The following is a 16,980-nucleotide window of genomic DNA, read 5'->3' on the forward strand; positions in this document are numbered from 1 at the left end:
ATGAAAAAACATTCAATCTTAGCCGCGTTGTTTATGGTCACGGCTATTTCTTTCGGACAAAAAAAGGAACTGAAAAAAGCTGAAAAGGCTCTTGCATCTGGTGACATCACCGAGGCAATGAGTCAATTGGATATGGCAGAATCTATGATGTCCGGGGCCGATACAAACCAACAGGTTCAATTTTATACGTTAAAAGGAGAAGTACAATCGCAAAAAGCCGGTGATGATATTGATAAGCTGAAAATGGCGGCTGATGCATTTTTAAAAGCGAAGGAATTATCTGGAGATTCTGATTCCAGAGTAGAAGAAGGAATTCAAAACCTAAGAGTTAATTTGGTGAATAGTGCGATTAAAGATCAAAACACCAAAAACTTCGATCGAGCTGCTAAAAAATTGTATACAAGTTATACGATAAGCAAAAAGGATACTTCAGATCTTTATTATGCGGCGGGTAACGCTTTGAATAATAAGGATTTTGATTCTGCATTGAAATACTACGAGATTCTAAATGATTTAGGGTATTCGGGTATAAAAACCGAGTTGGTAGCAACCAACAAGATTAGCGGGGAAGTGGAAGTTTTTAATTCAGAAGTGGAAAGAAATCTAATGCTTAAAAGCGGTGAATTTATTAAGCCTGAGGCAAGAGTAACTTCATCCGATAGAGGTGAAATCCTTCGAAATATGACCTTGATCTATTTGGAACAGGGAAATGAAGAGAAAGCAAAAGCACTCATGAAAGTTGCCAGAAGTGAAAACCCCGACGACCCTTCTTTGGTTCGTGCAGAAGCAGATATGGCTTATAAAATGGGAGACATGGTAAACTATAAAAGACTTATAAAGGAAGTTGTAGCATTAGATCCTGAGAATCCTGAACTGTATTTTAATTTGGGAGTTAGTAGTGCCGAATTAAAGGAGTTTGAAGAGGCAATGACCTACTATGAAAAAGCACTTGAACTTGATGACACCTATAATAAAGCGCGTATCAATATAGCAACTCTAATTTTAAAAGATGAAACGGCTATCGTTGATGAGATGAATAATCTAGGTACATCCCGTGCCGATAATCAACGATATGATGTATTGAAAGAACAACGTAATAATGTTTATCATAAGGCGCTTCCGTACCTTGAGACTGTAGTGAATGCAGGAACTGATAAAATCGAAATCCTTCGAACGTTGATGAATATTTACAGTCAGACCGGTGAAGACGTAAAATATAAAGAGATGAAAGCTATAGTACAGCAAATGGAGGGTGGACAGTAGTCTTCACGTTTGCAAAAAAAAAATAAGAATCCCTTCTTTCAATATGCCGAAAGAAGGGATTTTTTATTTAGTTTATTTAGACTTTATACCTTGAAGTATGCCCGAAGTAGTTTATATAATTCTTTTTATCACTCTTAATTTGTGGGTATGCGTTCTAGCTTCATAGTTGAATATTCCTGAATGATCAATGCGATCAATACGTACTTTTCCATGCGCATGAATAATGTAGTTGTCATTCATAATAATGCCAACATGAGTGATAACCCCTTCGGCATTATCAAAAAATGCCAGATCTCCGGGTTCACTTTCTTCAATAAAACTTAGTGCTTCTCCCTGAGTGGCCTGCTGACTTGCATCCCGTAAAAGCTTATAACCGTTTAGTTTGTAAACCATTTGAGTAAAACCACTACAATCTATACCAAATGGTGTTTTTCCTCCCCATAAATAAGGAGTATTTAGGTATAATAATGCTGTTTCTATTAAATGGTCCTTCGGAAAAGTCTTCGAGAGTGATTTCCCTTCAAATTTGTGATTTAAAAAGTCACAGCGCTCTATGTTACTTCCAAAGCAGATTGAAAGCAATTGGTTTTCCGAAGCTGTTACAAAATCAACCAAATCTGAAGATAACTGAGGCTTGTCTTTATGTAATTTTTTGTATTCCTCTTCTGTAATGCTCTTAAATTGTTTGTTGTCAATCCAACCTTCATAATTATCGAATGCCAAACGTATTCGGCTCCATTTAGCTCTGATTTCTAATATCTTAAAAATCTCACCATACAGAATCTGACTCACAAGCTCACTGCTGTCGGCAGTTTCAGCTCGTAAAGGGACAATACTAAGTTCACATATACCGTAATCCATGAATGGTAACCGAAAAGGTTTTAATGTAAGTTATGCTCTTTCAATTACCATGGCAGAAGCACCGCCACCGCCATTGCAAATAGCTGCAGCTCCAAGCTTCGCGTTGTTTTGTTTTAAAACATTTAACAAGGTAATCACAATACGAACACCACTACATCCTAGTGGATGTCCTAATGAAACAGCTCCACCGTTTACATTTACATTGCTATCATTAAGTCCGAGAATCTTCATGTTAGCCAAGCCTACAATAGCGAATGCCTCGTTAAATTCAAAGTACTCTATATCCTCCTGACTGACGCCTGCTTTTGCTAATGCCTTCGGAAGTGCTTTCGATGGCGCCGTTGTGAACCATTCCGGCTCATGTGCAGCGTCAGCATAACTTTTAATAGTAGCCAAAGGTGTAAGTCCTAGTTCTGAAGCTTTTTCAGCGCTCATTAAAACCATAGCGCCTGCACCGTCATTTATTGTAGATGCATTGGCGGCAGTAACAGTTCCATCTTTAGTAAAAGCAGGTCGTAACGAAGGAATTTTATCCATACGCACGTTCTTAAACTCTTCGTCTTCTGAAACAATTACAGGTTCTCCACGTCTTTGCGGTACAGAAACCGGAATTACTTCTTCAGAAAATTTTCCTTCTTTCCATGCTTTTGCAGATCTTTCATACGATTGTATCGCAAATGCATCCTGATCTTCTCTACTAAATTTATACTCAGTTGCACATGCATCGGCACAAACACCCATAGCATTTTGATCGTATGCATCAACTAATCCGTCTTTTTGCATACCGTCAATTAGGGTAGCAGGACCAAATTTCACACCATTTCTCATGTGTACATAATGCGGAATATTGCTCATACTTTCCATTCCTCCAGCAACAACAATATCTGCATCACCTAAAGCGATCGCTTGTGCGCCATTCATCAAAGCTTTCATCCCCGAAGCACAAACCTTGTTAACTGTAGTGCAAGGAACCGTATTTGGGATTCCTGCGCCTAAGGCTGCTTGTCTTGCTGGTGCTTGTCCTACACCGGCTTGAACGACATTTCCCATAAACACTTCTTCAACCAGAGAAGGGTCGAGTTTAATTTTATCCAATGCTCCTTTTATAGCAGCAGAACCCAGTTGGGTTGCAGTTAAGGAAGAAAGACTCCCCATAAAACTTCCAATCGGCGTTCTGGCTGCCGCGACAATTACAACGTCTTTGCTCATGTGATAATTTTATTTTTAAAGATCTGCTAATCACTTAAAATAGAAGCATGACCTATAGATTTTCGTTTGGTTCTTCGGAAGGCTTATCACTTCTGAAAAAGTGTTGCAAATTTACATATTATAAATTGAAATATCAATCTTTGAAGTTGTTGGATACGGTATAAATCGATGGTTATTTATACCTTTACTTTTCGGCAGTAATTATATGAAAAACCTTTTTGTCTTATTTACAAAAAATCAGCCCTTCATCTATAAGGTGTTTCTTTTTGTAATTTCCACGTTTCTAATTATTTATTTGCTTCCGAAGGGAGGCCAGTTCAAATATAATTTTCAGAAAGGAAAACCCTGGCAGTACGAGAACTTGTATGCGCCTTTTAGTTTTACTATCAAAAAAGATGCGGAAACTATAAAGAAGGAAGAGGAAAACAGTATTGCTAATGTAATTCCCTATTTTGAGTATAATTCGGAGAAGGCCACACAAAGCCGAGTTGATTTTTCAGATTTACTGGATAATGTTTATGTGGATAGTTTGTACAGCACCTCCAAATCAGAAACGAAACGAATAGGTTTATCTATCTTAAATGAGGTCTATACCAATGGTGTTATTAATGAAATCTATCCATATGCTCCCGATAAAATTGTTTACTTAACAAAAGGTAATGGAATTGAAGAGATTGCTTATTCACAGCTATTTAAAGAGATCAACTTAAAAAATAAGATTAATGCTGAAATAAGTAAAACTGCTTCAAAAGATATTAATCCCTTATTACAAAAACTACTTGGGAGAACGCTGGTTTCTAATGTTGACTTTAATTCTAATCTTACACAAAAGGCAATAGATTCCGAAGTAAAAGCAATAAATCCTAACCGCGGAATAATTGAAAAAGGTGGAAGGATTATCGCAAAAGGAGAAGTAGTTGAAGGTGATAAGTTTCAAATCCTGAATTCACTTAAATCGGAATATCAGTCACAGGTGTGGAGTGAATCAAATTTACTGTGGTTGCTTATAGGGTATTCGTTGCTGGTATCGCTAGTGTTTTTAATGCTTTTTCTCTTTTTAAAGAAGTATCGACCCGAGATTTATGAAAACAACAATAAGGTCACCTTTATATTTTTCAACGTATTTCTCATGGTCTTGCTTACGACCTTTGTTGTAAAACTAGACGCGAAATACGTATATGTGGTACCATTATGTATCCTTCCTTTAATTCTGAAGGCATTTTTCGATCCGCGACTTGGGCTATTTGTACATGTATTGACGATCTTATTACTCGGTTTTGTTGTGCCAAATAGTTTTGAATATATGTTCCTTCAAATTATCGCAGGTATTGTTACTATTTTAACTGTTTCAGAATTGTACAAACGCGCGAACCTGTTTATTTCAGTAGGACAAATTACACTGATATACATTATTGGGTATTTTGCATTCTTTTTAATTCAGGAAGGAAATATACAAAGTCTGGAAGCTGAAACTTTTGGGTATTTTATTTTATGTGGATTGGCAACTCTATTCGCCCACCCGCTTATTTATTTCTATGAAAAGATCTTCGGATTGGTTTCGGATGTATCATTGCTTGAATTGAGTGATACCAATTCTAAATTACTAAAAGAATTGTCGAACAAGGCACCCGGAACATTTCACCACTCACTCAATGTAGCGAACTTAGCCGAAGCTGCTGCCAATGAAATTGGAGCAAACGCCATGCTAATTAGAGTAGGGGCGCTTTATCATGATATTGGAAAGATGCTCAATCCAACGTTTTTTACTGAGAATCAGGCAAATTCAATTAACTCCCACACCGAATTAGATCCAAAAGAAAGTGCGCAAATAATAATCAATCACGTAATTCTCGGAATTGAAATCGCCAGAAAATATAATCTGCCAGACAGGGTGATAGATTTTATTAGAACGCATCATGGCACAAGTCTGGTCTATTATTTCTATAAAATGGAAAGAGACATGAACGGTTCGGCAAATTTGGAGGATTTTACATATCCGGGACCTATTCCTTTTTCAAAAGAGACTGCTATACTAATGATGGCAGATAGTGTTGAGGCTGCGAGTAAGAGTTTAAAAGACCCGACATCATCAAAAATCGACAGCTTCGTTGAGAAGATTATCGATAATCAGATGGAACATGGTCAATTTTTAAATTCGAATATTACTTTTAAGGATATACAGGTTATTAAAAAAGTACTAAAGAAGAAACTCAATAACATTTACCACCTGCGAGTAGAATATCCCGAATGATTTGAAAATATTCACTTTACTTATATCCATTGGATTTCACATATTCGGTTGGGCTACAATCATAGAGTTCTTTAAAGCATTTAGTGAAGTAGGAGGGTGCGTTGAACCCTACAGAATATGCTATTTCAGATACTGTTAAATCCGAATCTACTAATAACTTTACCGCAGTTTTTAAACGCTGGGATCTAATAAATTCGGAAGTGCTTAAACCGGTGAGCGCTTTCAGCTTTCTATGTAATTGCATTCTACTCATATTCAATGCCGCTGCAAAATCTTCCGAAGTAAAATCGGTTTCTGTAAATCTTGTATCGATTAATTGCTGCACGGCTTCCAAAAATTCGGTATCCATATCAACCACAGCGATATCTTTGGGTCGTAAGTATACATTTTGGCTATAGCGTTTCCGAAGCTCAGCCATATGACTCACCATATTTAACGCTTTTTGCAATATGACATCCGCATTGAACGGTTTCGAAATAAAGTCGTCCGCCTTATTTCTTAGGCTTTTTAACTCTGTAGATTTATCCGTTTTTGCAGTGAGCATAATTATAGGAATATGACAAGTACGTGTATCCTCTTTTAAAGTCAAACAAAGTTCGATACCATTTTTCTTGGGCATCATGATGTCACTTATTATTAAATCTGGCACATGCTTAATTGCCTTTTTTATACCATCCAAGCCGTCTTTCGCCAGTATGATTACAAAATCTTCTTCAAAAATACTTTTAAGGTAGTTCCGCACTTCGTCATTGTCCTCTACCAGTAGTATTTCGGGTTTTTCTTCGGAAGAGTTCACGAAAATATCACCGTTTTCGTTCTTTAAAAAATCAAAAGGAATCGAGGTAGATTTTGAAATTGAATTTGCCTGATAACTATTTTTGGAAACTGGAAGTGATACGGCGAAAACGAGATTCGAAGGATCTTTTCTGAAGGCTTTTATAGTTCCGTTTGAAAGCATCACAAGTCCTTTTATCAACGAAAGTCCAATCCCAACACCTTCCGAATTTTTATCTTTTTTAAAGAAGCGGGTAAAAAGTTTTCTGAAATCGCTTTCTGAAAGATCTTCGTTAGGATTCTCAACTTCAATTTCAAGCGCGTTCCCTTTTTGGATGGCAGAAAACCCAACTACTGAGTTTTCAGGAGAGTATTTCACTGCATTTGATAAAAGGTTGAAAAGAATCTTTTCCAGCACATCTCTATCGTACCAAGTTTCTGAGATAACTAAAACATCGGCCTTAATTTTGATGCCTTTCTCGTTTGCACTTAGATTAAAAACTTCAAGAATCTGTACAATTTGAGCTTTTAGATCATGATTACCAACCTCCAAAGTCACATCTCCGGTTTCAAGCTGTGATAAGTTGAGCAACTGATTTACTAGACGTAACATACGCTCGGCACTAGATTCTATAATTTGTAGAGACGACTTGTCTTTATCATTTATTCGGCTACTTGAAATAAGTTGTTGAACCGGGCCTGAAATTAAAGTTAATGGTGTTCTAAATTCATGTGAGATATTGGTGTACAATTTCGTTTTTAATTCATCTAGACGTTTTAATCGTTCTGTTTCACGATGTTCCAGTTGCAATTGAATTTGCATATGCCAGCGCCATTTTAAGTATTTGTATATGGCAATAAGCAGCGCTAGAAAGATTAATAAATAGGCGATTTTAGCCCATAATGTCAGGTACCAGGGCGGATTTATCGTGAAGCTATACTGACTTGGACTTTCATCCCAGGCACCATCATAGTTACTTGAAACCACAGTGAATGTATAATCACCAGATGGTAAATTGGTGTAATGTGCTGCGTTTTCATAACTTGGTTCGGACCATCCCGCGTCATAGTTTATAAGTTGGTACTTATAAAGATTCCTCTCTGGTTGCGAAAAGTGAAGCCCTGCATAACTAAAAGTGAAGGTGTTTTCTTTATAATTAAAGATCGATTTTTTTGTGTAATCAACTTCTTCATTAAAGACTTCAAGTTTTGAAAAAACCGTCCTAGGTGGGATAGGGTTAGGGGAAAGCGAAGAAGGCTTAAACCAATTTAAGCCGTTTAAACCTCCAAAATAGAGGTAGCCGTTCTCGTCTTGAAAGGATGCTCCGGTGTTAAATTCTAAAGCCTGTAGGCCATCGTAATCGCTGTAATTAGTTATTTCTCTAGTGTCTTCGGAATCCAACATAGAGAATCGAGTGATTCCTCTATTCGAACTAAGCCAAAGATTATTATCTGAATCTGGTAATATGGCGTATATCACATTGTTGGGAAGCCCTTGCTTTAAAGAATACTGTGCATATTTTTTAGTTCCAGGATCAAAATGGATTAATCCCTTTCCGTTCGTGCCTATCCATAAGTTATTACGGTCGAAATAAAGGGACTTGACATTTTTAACCAATGGATTTTCTTGACGTTCGAAGCTTTCTTCAGAAATATTAAAACGATTTATTCCATCGTTTTCGGTTCCAATCCATAACTCATTGTTAGCTCCCTGTGTAATAACACGAATATTATTACTTGAGATACTACTTTTATTCTGTTTGTCGTAAGTATATTGTTTCAGTACCCCTGAGACTGGGTCAAACTGAATGAGTCCATCGTCTCTTGTTCCCAGCCAATAGCGTGATTTTGAATCCTTATAAATACACCAAATGGTAGCTGCAGTTAGCGCAGGTTGCGATTCGGAGTTGTATTTTCGAAAAATACCATGATTATAAATCATAAGTCCTTCGTCTTGAAAGCCTATCCAAAGTCCATTTTGATCATTATAAAGGCTCATTACCCGATCGGAACTAATACTGTTTTTAGTGTTTACATCGTGTTTAAATGATTTGAATGAACCAGTTTTTGGGTTGAACGATGTAAGTCCTTTTCCCGAAGTGCCAATCCAAAGTACTCCTTTACTATCCATGGTTATTGCTCTGGCCACATCAACTTCAATCGAAGAAGGGGTTGAAGCGTTTGTTAAAGTGTTGAATTTAGAGAGGTGTTCGTCAAAATAACTGAGACCTGTTCCATCAGTTCCTAACCAAACTGTGCCGGTGTAATCTTCGAATGAACTTAGAATATCATCATATTGAAGTGCTCTAGGGTTATTTGGTTGTGTTCTGAAAGCGTTTATACTTTTCGTTCTGAAATCTATTAAATAGACACCATTTCCATAGGTTGCTATCCACAATCTATCCTGAGAATCAATCAAAAGTGACAGAATATTTAGGTTTGGAGGGAGCTCATAGTCCTTTCCGAAGCCTTTAAATAAAGTAAGCGAAGTGTCGGTATTCGTTTTATAATAAAGACCGTAACCAAAAGTGCCCACCCATAATTTATTCTCACCATCCACGACCAGACTGCTAAAATTTACATCTTCATTTTCTGTTGAGAGTGTGATTGATTTATAGCTGAAATCATCTTTATCCATCTCAAATAAAGCCCCGGATGCCGCTATAGTTAGTTTATCATTATATTCTGAAATTGCAAAAATTCCTTTGATGATATCCGATCCTTGAAGCAATTGCAATGTGTCTCTTTCTGAACTTCTATAGAGACCATTACCATAAGTTCCAACCCAATTGGTGAATTGCGAATCCTGATAAATTACGCTAGGATCCTTAAATTTTGGAATACTTCTGAAGCTATCTATTTTAGGATCGTATTTCTCAAGTATTTTGTCTTTGGTAATTAAATAGATCTCATTTTTACGATCAATATAGATCTTACCAAGCTTACTGTAATTCTCTTTGGTAATATCTTCAAAGAGTTTGGGGTAATATTTAAATTCATTCCCGTTGTATTTATTTAATCCGTCCTGAGTGGCGAACCATAAATAACCAGTACTGTCCTGCGCGATACTTACAACACTATTTTGTGAGAGACCATCATTGACCGACAATTGGCTAAACGAAAATTGTTTCTGATTTTGTGAGAACAATACAGAGGTAATGCAACATAAGAAAATAACTAATGTGCTTTTCAAAATATCTAAGTGCTTTTGGCTTGTTCAGTTAAAGTTACGAAATAAAAACTGATTGCTTTGATACGCTTGGAATTTGAGTACGCTTTCATGTGTTAATCAAAAGCCTATAGATAGTAGGGGATTCGGGGTGATTTTATCAAAGTTGATAGTAAAAAGGACCATAGTTTCAATATCAATTCATGAGGATTAAAGTTTCGGTTTTGTAAATTGTTAAAAAGATGCAAATTATTCATGAACATTATTTCCATTTAAAATAAACAGGTATCTTTAGTTAGAAATACTTCAATTTAGTAGAAGATAACAGCGCCAATATAAAATGGCTGGCGTGCGTTATATTAAATTATTTTGGATTAAAACCAATTGATGTTTTCTGAATAATTTTCGGAGAATTAAATTCTCATTATATGAAAAAACTATTGCAAGTTATATTAGCGGGTTGGGGAGCAAAAAAAATAGGCGGTATGGGCTGTGGCTGTGTTGGAACGGTCGTTGTATTTTTAATATTGTTCACAATTTTGGGATATATTTTTGAATTGTTTTAATTTCTAATTATCCTTTTTTAAATTAGTGTTCTAGTTGCTTTCATATCGTTATGGTAAATTTATTGATTGAGCAAAGTTCTTAAAAACAAAAAATCCCTACCATAAGGTAAGGATTCGATGTGATCGCACCTGCCCCGAAGCATCGGGGGAGCCTAAGACCGCAAAAGGGTAAAAACAAAAAATCCCTACCATAAGGTAAGGATTCGATGTGATCGCACCAGCCCCGAAGCATCGGGGGAGCTTAAGACCGCAAAAGGGTAAAAACAAAAAATCCCTACCATAAGGTAAGGATTCGATGTGATCGCACCAGGATTCGAACCTGGGACCGCCTGCTTAGAAGGCAGGTGCTCTATCCAGCTGAGCTATGCGACCGGATAATTTGTTATTTGTCGGGGTGGCAGTCCCGAGTATTCGGGAGAACTTGCAACCTCCATTAATAGGGAATACCTATTATATTGTCGGGGTGGCAGGATTCGAACCTGCGACCTCCTGCTCCCAAAGCAGGCGCGATGACCGGGCTACGCTACACCCCGAGTGGTGTAATATTCAATTTTTCAATCACCATTTTTGACGACTTAATAGTATAAAGACTAAAAATAGTGTGTTTGCAATGTTTTGTAAAAGTACTATTGCGGAGAGTGTGGGATTCGAACCCACGCGACAGTTACCCGTCGACAGTTTAGCAAACTGCTCCATTAACCACTCTGGCAACTCTCCAATAAGTCATGAACTTCCCGCTTAATCTGCGGTCCAACCATTGCTGGTCAGCGAGGTGCAAATGTAACTTTTCAATTCTTATCACGCAAAAAAAAATTACCTTTTTTAAACCTTTCTATATTTACTTCAAAATTAATTAATTACTCACTAAAATCGCTCTATTTTCAACCAACTTCACAGTTTTGAACAATATATGACCACTTTTTTATTATTATTTATGGTTGTAAAAAACAGGTAATCGTAACCACCGTCTTTAATTTTCCACTTTTCACGGATTGTTGAGACGCTTTCAGGAAAATTTCTTATTGTGATGTTTGCTTTCTTCGGAAGTGATCCGGATTTCATTTCTTGTTTAGTATAGGGAATACATTTTTCAATTTTGAAACGTCTTCCCGGGAACGATTTAGGATTTTCACTTGTATACAAATGCGAGTTAATATGAAGTTTGGTTAATCCGTATGCTTCAGATAATAGATGAAATGCCCCACTTTTCATAATCGCAGCGTTCGGCTCATATAAATATTGCTGAGGTAGTCCATAATGAGTGTTCCCTTCAGAATTTAACTGAAAAGAAAAAGATTCAGAATTTTCGTTCCCAAGATTAACTGTAAAAACAGTAGTCGAACTATCTTTTTTGTTCTCAAAGATCCAAAGAAGCTCCTTTACTTCATTATCTAATGCCACGATATGAAGTTGAGAAGGAGCGCCAAGTTCATCAATTCCGGCAGAAACATCTAACATGGGGGACGTCTTAATCATAAGAGTATCACAGTGATCACGTAGCTTTCCTAAGTTTTCAACAACATTTGGTTCGCAATCCGTTAAGAAAAAAACTTTCCCTTTACTGTTATGACGGCGCGATGGATCAACATAAATAAAGTTTAGCTTCTCTTCGGAAAATCCTTCCATGCCGTCTTCTGACTTGCAAACAATATTATTTCTTTCAAGGACAGAAAAGTTGTGTGCGGCAATTTCTGAAAGTTCCTTGTTGAGTTCGTAATGGATAACGGTGTCAAATCTTTCAGAAAAATAGAATGTATCGATACCAAAACCACCGGTAAGATCTGCCATACTATTTCCATTGACTAAGGATGCTTTGTATTTGGCGGTTGCTTCGGAAGAAGTCTGTTCTAAGTTCAATTTAGGAGGGTAAATAATAGTTGCTTTTTCGAACCAAAAAGGTAGTTTCTTCTCTATCTTTCTTCTACTTTCAATCTGCTGTATAAGTTCCTGAACCTTAATTTTCGCAAATGGGCTTCCCGCAAAAGCAAGCTTCGATGTATCAGCTTTGTAATTTATTATAAAGTCCTGAACTTCTTTATGTAACAATTCATTATTCAAAGTAAGACTATAAGTTTTTTGTTAGGCGTTTTACGATTTTATATTCGGCAAAAAACTCTTTAGAGATAACTTTAAGGGCTGTGTATGTGGGTACTGCCAGTATCATTCCGGCGATACTAAAAAGATATCCGCCAATAAGAATTACTATAAATATCTCTAATGGATGTGATCGCACGCTTTTTCCAAATATCACTGGTTGCGTGATAATATTATCAAAAATCTGAGCGATACAATAGCCGATAAAGACATAAGATAATAAAGGTAATAGTTCCGTAGAAAAATCAGCACCGAGATTGTTTGAAACGACTACCAACATCATAACAACCCATCCCAAAACAGGTCCTAAATAAGGCACTAAATTCAAAAACGCACAGATCATAGCGATAGCCAGTGGGTTTTCTATGCCGAAAATAACAAGGATCACTGTATAAAATACAGTGAGTATTAAAATCTGAAGTATTAGCCCTACGAAATATCGGGATAATAGTTCTTTGATTTTCGACAAGACCCGCTCGAATCTTTCTTCTCTCCCCGGATCTACAAAGACTACAACGGTTTTTGTAAATAACCGATCATCTTTCAGCAGAAAGAAGGAAATAAACAAAACTGATCCCAAACCAATAGCAAACGAACCTATATTCTGAAAAAAGATATCGATAAAACTAGGTATAATTTCGAGACTAAAGTTTTGTACAAACTCCGTTCTTTTAATTGCTTCGACAATATTAATCTGTTCGACACCCAGATAGTCACTTGCTTGAATATTTAGTTCGTTAAGATCCGTCTTCACAAGATCGAAATCGATCTCAGAAATATTTTTACTCTGTTTAACGATTATGGGAATGAAAATAGAAAGCAATAAAATAAAAGAAGCAATCACCATTAATAGGGTAGTAACGGACGCTAAAGTATTTGAAAACTTGATTCGTCTCTTTAAAAAATTGACTATTGGTCTTCCAATTAATGAAATAACCGCAGCAATTCCTATATAAAGTATTAATGCTTGTATTTTAAATACAAACCATAATAAAAGTAAAATTCCGGTGATAACCGCAATTGCTTTTAAAATTCCAACCGTAATATTCTTTGCATCCATGAAGTAAATATAGTATAAACAATTTCTAAATGTATCAAAGTTTTGTTAATGCAAATAACGCAATTGCCGTTGCTTGAATTACGTTCATACTGCTGTTTTCTCCAAACATTTCAATATGAATATTTTGAGACAACTGTTGTAAAACCGCTTCGGAAATGCCATCTCCTTCGTTACCGATAAAGAGCGCTACTTTATCGTGACCCAGATGATAAGTCCGTAAAGGCTTACTATTGGCGGTGATTTCGAGTCCGATTAGGTAATATTCTCTTTGCTGTAAGCTTTCAATAGTAGCGCCTATAGAATCACTTTTAGAATAGAGAAAATTTTGATGTGTATTTCTGGAAGTTTTGTGTAATCTTCGAGAATTGAAATTGACAGCAGTATTGCAGAAAATAATTTCTTTAACTCCCATGGCATCGCATATCCTAAATAAAGCGCCAACGTTTGAAGGGCTCTCTAGGCCATCACAAACAACGATAATTTCAGATTTTTTCTTTTGAAACGTAGTTTGCTTATGAGAAAGTTGAATGGACATTAGTTTTCGAAGACGTACTTAATAATATTTGCACCCATTCGCAATGCTTTTAGTCTTACTTCTTGTGGGTCATTATGTACTTCAGAATTTTCCCAGCCGTCGCCAAGATCGCTTTGATAGGTGTAGAGTAGAAGGAGTCTTCCTTCATCAAAGAGACCAAATGCCTGTGGTCGCATATTATCGTGCTCATGAATTTTAGGTAATCCTTCTGGAAAATCGAATTCATAATTAAAAAGCGGGTGATCAATTGGAATCTCTTTTAATTCTTTATCGGGAAATATTTTAACGAGTTCCTTCCGAAGATATTGGTCCATCCCATAATTGTCATCAATATGTAAAAATCCACCACTTAAGAGGTATGATCTTAAATTTTGCGCTTCTTCCGAAGTAAAAAAAACATTCCCATGACCAGTCATGTGAACAAAAGGATGATCGAATAAATCGACACTGGATGGTGTTACTGTTTGGGGAGTAGGAGAAATACTAGTTTGAATTCTGTCATTACAGAATTGAATCAGATTTTTAAGGGAAGTAGGGTTGCTATACCAATCACCGCCGCCACCATATTGCAGCAATGCGATTTCCTGTGCAGATATACTGTTCAATGGAAGAGCAAGCAATAAAATTAATATTTTCAAACGCATAGCATCCAAAAATACGAAGAGGAAAAGGATTAGTAAAGGTATTTATGAAGATATTTTATTGAACATATCTTTATTCATTTCATCCATAAAAAGCATCCATTCTGCTGTAAATAAGGTAGAAGAATTTTTCTTTTTGAGTTTTGTCTTTTTTAATTGACTTTCGACTCTGGCATTGAAGACTACAATTGGCTTTCTTTCCGAAGGCCCTTTAGAGATAACTGCAGGCTCTAAAACCTGTTTAAGTAAAATTGACATTAATTTGGGGGTTTTAATTTTGGCAATTTAGGTTTGTAATATGTGTACAAAAGTAATAAAAAAAAGTCCGAATTGTAGGAATTATTATAAATTTTTACTAAATTTTAACGTTTAAGTGTTAAAATTTTACGTTAAAGCGCTATTTATTTAACATAAAATAAACACTATGACAAGCTACAATCGCGGCGGTTTCGGTGCGTAGTCTACTGTTTCCAAGGCTAACTGGTTTAAAACCATTAGTTATAGCTTGTTCTATTTCATTTTCTGAAAAATCACCCTCCGGCCCAATTAGTATCAATATTGAAGTAGCATCTGTCACCAATTCCTTTAGGTTTTTCTTTTCTGAGGGCTCACAATGAGCAATTAATTTTGTCGTTTCCAAATGCTGAAGCTCCATAAATTCTTTGAAACTCACGGCTTGGTGTAATATTGGCATATATGCTTTTAAAGATTGCTTTGCCGCACTCTGAATGATTCTTTCGTATCGATCGGTCTTAATAAACTTTCGTTCGCTATGTTCACAAATTATTGGGGTTATTTCGGTAATCCCTATTTCGGTGACCTTTTCCAAAAACCATTCGTAACGATCATTAAGTTTAGTAGGAGCGACTGCCAAATGCAGTGAATAGGGGAGTTGACTTTGTTTTTCTGAGTTTAGAATCCGGGCGATGCATTGCTTAGGATTCGCGCTCTCAAGGATCGCTTCATAAAAAAAGCCCTTACCATCGGTTAGATGTAAAACGTCTCCTTCATTTTTTCTCAAGACCTTTCCAATATGTCTGCTTTCTTCTTTGTTGAAGATGATTTCTTTGGAGCCTTCAGAAATATTTGGGTTATAAAATAGATTCAAAATTAGTTTGGTTTTAAATTTCAGTTAAATCAAGAGCTTTTTAGAATAGCATGTTCAATACCCAATTCGACCCACTGTTGTAATTTTTCCTCCGTATCAAATCCTTTTTCAGAAACAAAAATAAACTCTTTCATCGGTTTACCAGTAAAGTCCATTGGTAGAACTTCGGGATTATTAAGTGCCCTTTCCATTTTTTCAGAAACCACTCTAACCATTAGCCTCTCCTTAGTTTCTCCCACAGACATTTTACCTTTATATAAAAAACAAGTGCCACCAAACATGCGTTTTTCAATTATCTCTGCTTCCCATGGTTTTATTGCAATTCGTATCCTTCTTAGAATATCTTCGGAATAATTACTCATAGCGATTAGTTTAAAATTTCATTCTTGCTTTTGCAACAACATCAAAGCTCGCAAAATCTCCGGACTTGTATTTTAATTCCCCCACCATAGCAATCATCGCAGCGTTATCTGTACAAAACGCAAAATCGGGTATATGTGTTTTCCAACCGTATTTTTTTTCTGCTTCTTTTAAAGCTTGCCTAATTCCACTATTAGCTGAAACTCCACCACCAATTGCAATTTCCTTTATACCTGTATGTTTTACGGCGTTTTTAAGCTTGTCCATCAAATAATCAACTATGGTAAACTGAATGCTTGCGCAAATGTCCTTCATATTCTTCGCAATAAAATCAGGATCGTTCTTTACCTCTCTTTGAATAAAATAAAGGACTGCCGTTTTTAATCCGCTAAAACTGAAGTCCATTGGATTCACTCTAGGCTTTGTAAATTTAAAAGCTTTCTTATTCCCCTGCTGAGCATATTTATCCAATAATGGGCCTCCAGGATAGGGTAGACCTAATATCTTTGCGCTTTTATCGAAGGCTTCACCTACAGCATCGTCTATTGTCTGTCCCAGAATTTCCATATTGAAATAGTCAGTTACTTTTACAATCTGCGTGTGACCACCACTTATCGTCAATGCTAAAAATGGAAAGCTAGGCATTGTTTGACCTTCAATTTTGATAAAATGAGCTAAAATATGCGCTTGCATATGATTTACATCTATAAGCGGAATGCCTAAACCGAAGGCAAAAGACTTTGAAAATGAGGTGCCTACCAATAAAGATCCCATGAGTCCTGGACCCCTTGTAAAAGCTATGGCTTTTAACTGTTTTTTATCGATATTTGCTATGCGAAGAGCCTGATGGACCACAGGAACAATATTTTGCTGATGGGCACGGGATGCCAACTCAGGGACAACACCACCGTATTCCTCGTGTATTTTTTGAGTGGCGACAACATTAGATAATACTGTACCGTTGTTTATTACAGCAGCCGCAGTATCATCGCAAGATGATTCGATACCTAAAATAAAGCAGTTTTTGTCTTTCACAATTTAAAAAAAGGCATGTTATTTGGGTGTAAAATTAAAACTTTAATAGCGTAT

At 36.4% G+C, this 16,980-nt stretch carries 14 protein-coding genes and 3 tRNA genes; 3 read left to right on the top strand and 14 right to left on the bottom strand.

Annotated elements, in window-relative coordinates:
- Positions 1 to 1,263: a tetratricopeptide repeat protein gene (locus BXY75_RS05310; protein ID WP_121906687.1), complete on the top strand. Its 1,263-nt coding sequence runs from the start codon at positions 1 to 3 to the stop codon at positions 1,261 to 1,263.
- A 111-nt stretch (positions 1,264 to 1,374) separates the two neighbouring features.
- On the opposite strand, the gene BXY75_RS05315 is transcribed toward BXY75_RS05310, so the two are convergent.
- Entirely contained in the window at positions 1,375 to 2,124 is a 750-nt protein-coding gene (locus tag BXY75_RS05315; RefSeq protein WP_121906688.1) for a C40 family peptidase, read from the bottom strand.
- A gap of 30 nt (positions 2,125 to 2,154) precedes the next feature.
- The gene (locus BXY75_RS05320) at positions 2,155 to 3,333 is read right to left on the bottom strand and encodes an acetyl-CoA C-acyltransferase (protein ID WP_121906689.1); all 1,179 of its coding nucleotides are present in this window, start codon (positions 3,331 to 3,333) and stop codon (positions 2,155 to 2,157) included.
- Between the two features lie 205 nt (positions 3,334 to 3,538).
- On the opposite strand from BXY75_RS05320, the gene BXY75_RS05325 reads away from it, so the two are divergent.
- The gene (locus BXY75_RS05325; RefSeq protein WP_121906690.1) at positions 3,539 to 5,584 is read left to right on the top strand and encodes an HD family phosphohydrolase; all 2,046 of its coding nucleotides are present in this window, start codon (positions 3,539 to 3,541) and stop codon (positions 5,582 to 5,584) included.
- A 16-nt stretch (positions 5,585 to 5,600) separates the two neighbouring features.
- Here the strand turns inward: BXY75_RS05325 and BXY75_RS05330 are convergent, their stop codons facing one another.
- Complete coding sequence (locus tag BXY75_RS05330; RefSeq protein ID WP_121906691.1) at positions 5,601 to 9,551, bottom strand: hybrid sensor histidine kinase/response regulator transcription factor; 3,951 nt, start codon at positions 9,549 to 9,551, stop codon at positions 5,601 to 5,603.
- 404 nt (positions 9,552 to 9,955) lie between these two features.
- Here BXY75_RS05330 and BXY75_RS17110 point away from each other — a divergent pair, with 404 nt between their 5' ends.
- Entirely contained in the window at positions 9,956 to 10,093 is a 138-nt protein-coding gene (locus BXY75_RS17110) for a hypothetical protein (RefSeq protein ID WP_170152853.1), read from the top strand.
- 298 nt (positions 10,094 to 10,391) lie between these two features.
- Here BXY75_RS17110 and BXY75_RS05335 read toward each other — a convergent pair.
- The 11 genes from BXY75_RS05335 to tsaD all read right to left on the bottom strand — a co-directional run bounded on the left by BXY75_RS05335 (position 10,392) and on the right by tsaD (position 16,926).
- Positions 10,392 to 10,465 (bottom strand) — tRNA-Arg (locus BXY75_RS05335).
- Between the two features lie 86 nt (positions 10,466 to 10,551).
- Positions 10,552 to 10,626: transfer RNA gene (locus BXY75_RS05340), tRNA-Pro, on the bottom strand.
- 99 nt (positions 10,627 to 10,725) lie between these two features.
- Positions 10,726 to 10,810: transfer RNA gene (locus BXY75_RS05345), tRNA-Ser, on the bottom strand.
- Between the two features lie 174 nt (positions 10,811 to 10,984).
- Entirely contained in the window at positions 10,985 to 12,151 is a 1,167-nt protein-coding gene (locus tag BXY75_RS05350) for a THUMP-like domain-containing protein (protein WP_121906692.1), read from the bottom strand.
- 7 nt (positions 12,152 to 12,158) lie between these two features.
- A complete protein-coding gene (locus BXY75_RS05355) occupies positions 12,159 to 13,247 on the bottom strand; it encodes an AI-2E family transporter (RefSeq protein ID WP_121906693.1) in 1,089 nt (362 codons plus the stop codon).
- 34 nt (positions 13,248 to 13,281) lie between these two features.
- Complete coding sequence (locus tag BXY75_RS05360) at positions 13,282 to 13,782, bottom strand: TrmH family RNA methyltransferase (protein ID WP_121906694.1); 501 nt, start codon at positions 13,780 to 13,782, stop codon at positions 13,282 to 13,284.
- Complete coding sequence (locus BXY75_RS05365) at positions 13,782 to 14,426, bottom strand: DUF4159 domain-containing protein (protein ID WP_121906695.1); 645 nt, start codon at positions 14,424 to 14,426, stop codon at positions 13,782 to 13,784. The genes BXY75_RS05360 and BXY75_RS05365 overlap by 1 nt, the downstream gene beginning before the upstream one ends.
- Before the next feature lie 42 nt (positions 14,427 to 14,468).
- The gene (locus BXY75_RS05370; RefSeq protein ID WP_121906696.1) at positions 14,469 to 14,681 is read right to left on the bottom strand and encodes a hypothetical protein; all 213 of its coding nucleotides are present in this window, start codon (positions 14,679 to 14,681) and stop codon (positions 14,469 to 14,471) included.
- 139 nt (positions 14,682 to 14,820) lie between these two features.
- Positions 14,821 to 15,531, bottom strand: a complete 711-nt coding sequence (locus BXY75_RS05375) for a 16S rRNA (uracil(1498)-N(3))-methyltransferase (RefSeq protein WP_121906697.1) — start codon at positions 15,529 to 15,531, stop codon at positions 14,821 to 14,823.
- A 29-nt stretch (positions 15,532 to 15,560) separates the two neighbouring features.
- The gene (locus tag BXY75_RS05380) at positions 15,561 to 15,893 is read right to left on the bottom strand and encodes a TfoX/Sxy family protein (RefSeq protein WP_121906698.1); all 333 of its coding nucleotides are present in this window, start codon (positions 15,891 to 15,893) and stop codon (positions 15,561 to 15,563) included.
- A 10-nt stretch (positions 15,894 to 15,903) separates the two neighbouring features.
- Complete coding sequence (gene tsaD, locus BXY75_RS05385; RefSeq protein WP_121906699.1) at positions 15,904 to 16,926, bottom strand: tRNA (adenosine(37)-N6)-threonylcarbamoyltransferase complex transferase subunit TsaD; 1,023 nt, start codon at positions 16,924 to 16,926, stop codon at positions 15,904 to 15,906.
- Positions 16,927 to 16,980: the final 54 nt, after the last annotated feature.

Source organism: Ulvibacter antarcticus (assembly GCF_003688405.1).
GTDB lineage: Bacteria > Bacteroidota > Bacteroidia > Flavobacteriales > Flavobacteriaceae > Ulvibacter > Ulvibacter antarcticus.

Excerpts from the sequence above, each read along its gene's own strand:
- BXY75_RS05310 (WP_121906687.1), top strand. The coding sequence starts at position 1 with ATGAAAAAACATTCAATCTTAGCCGCGTTGTTTATGGTCACGGCTATT.
- BXY75_RS05315 (WP_121906688.1), bottom strand. The coding sequence starts at position 2,124 with ATGGATTACGGTATATGTGAACTTAGTATTGTCCCTTTACGAGCTGAA.
- BXY75_RS05320 (WP_121906689.1), bottom strand. The coding sequence starts at position 3,333 with ATGAGCAAAGACGTTGTAATTGTCGCGGCAGCCAGAACGCCGATTGGA.
- BXY75_RS05325 (WP_121906690.1), top strand. The coding sequence starts at position 3,539 with ATGAAAAACCTTTTTGTCTTATTTACAAAAAATCAGCCCTTCATCTAT.
- BXY75_RS17110 (WP_170152853.1), top strand. The coding sequence starts at position 9,956 with ATGAAAAAACTATTGCAAGTTATATTAGCGGGTTGGGGAGCAAAAAAA.
- BXY75_RS05355 (WP_121906693.1), bottom strand. The coding sequence starts at position 13,247 with ATGGATGCAAAGAATATTACGGTTGGAATTTTAAAAGCAATTGCGGTT.
- BXY75_RS05360 (WP_121906694.1), bottom strand. The coding sequence starts at position 13,782 with ATGTCCATTCAACTTTCTCATAAGCAAACTACGTTTCAAAAGAAAAAA.
- BXY75_RS05365 (WP_121906695.1), bottom strand. The coding sequence starts at position 14,426 with ATGCGTTTGAAAATATTAATTTTATTGCTTGCTCTTCCATTGAACAGT.
- BXY75_RS05370 (WP_121906696.1), bottom strand. The coding sequence starts at position 14,681 with ATGTCAATTTTACTTAAACAGGTTTTAGAGCCTGCAGTTATCTCTAAA.
- BXY75_RS05380 (WP_121906698.1), bottom strand. The coding sequence starts at position 15,893 with ATGAGTAATTATTCCGAAGATATTCTAAGAAGGATACGAATTGCAATA.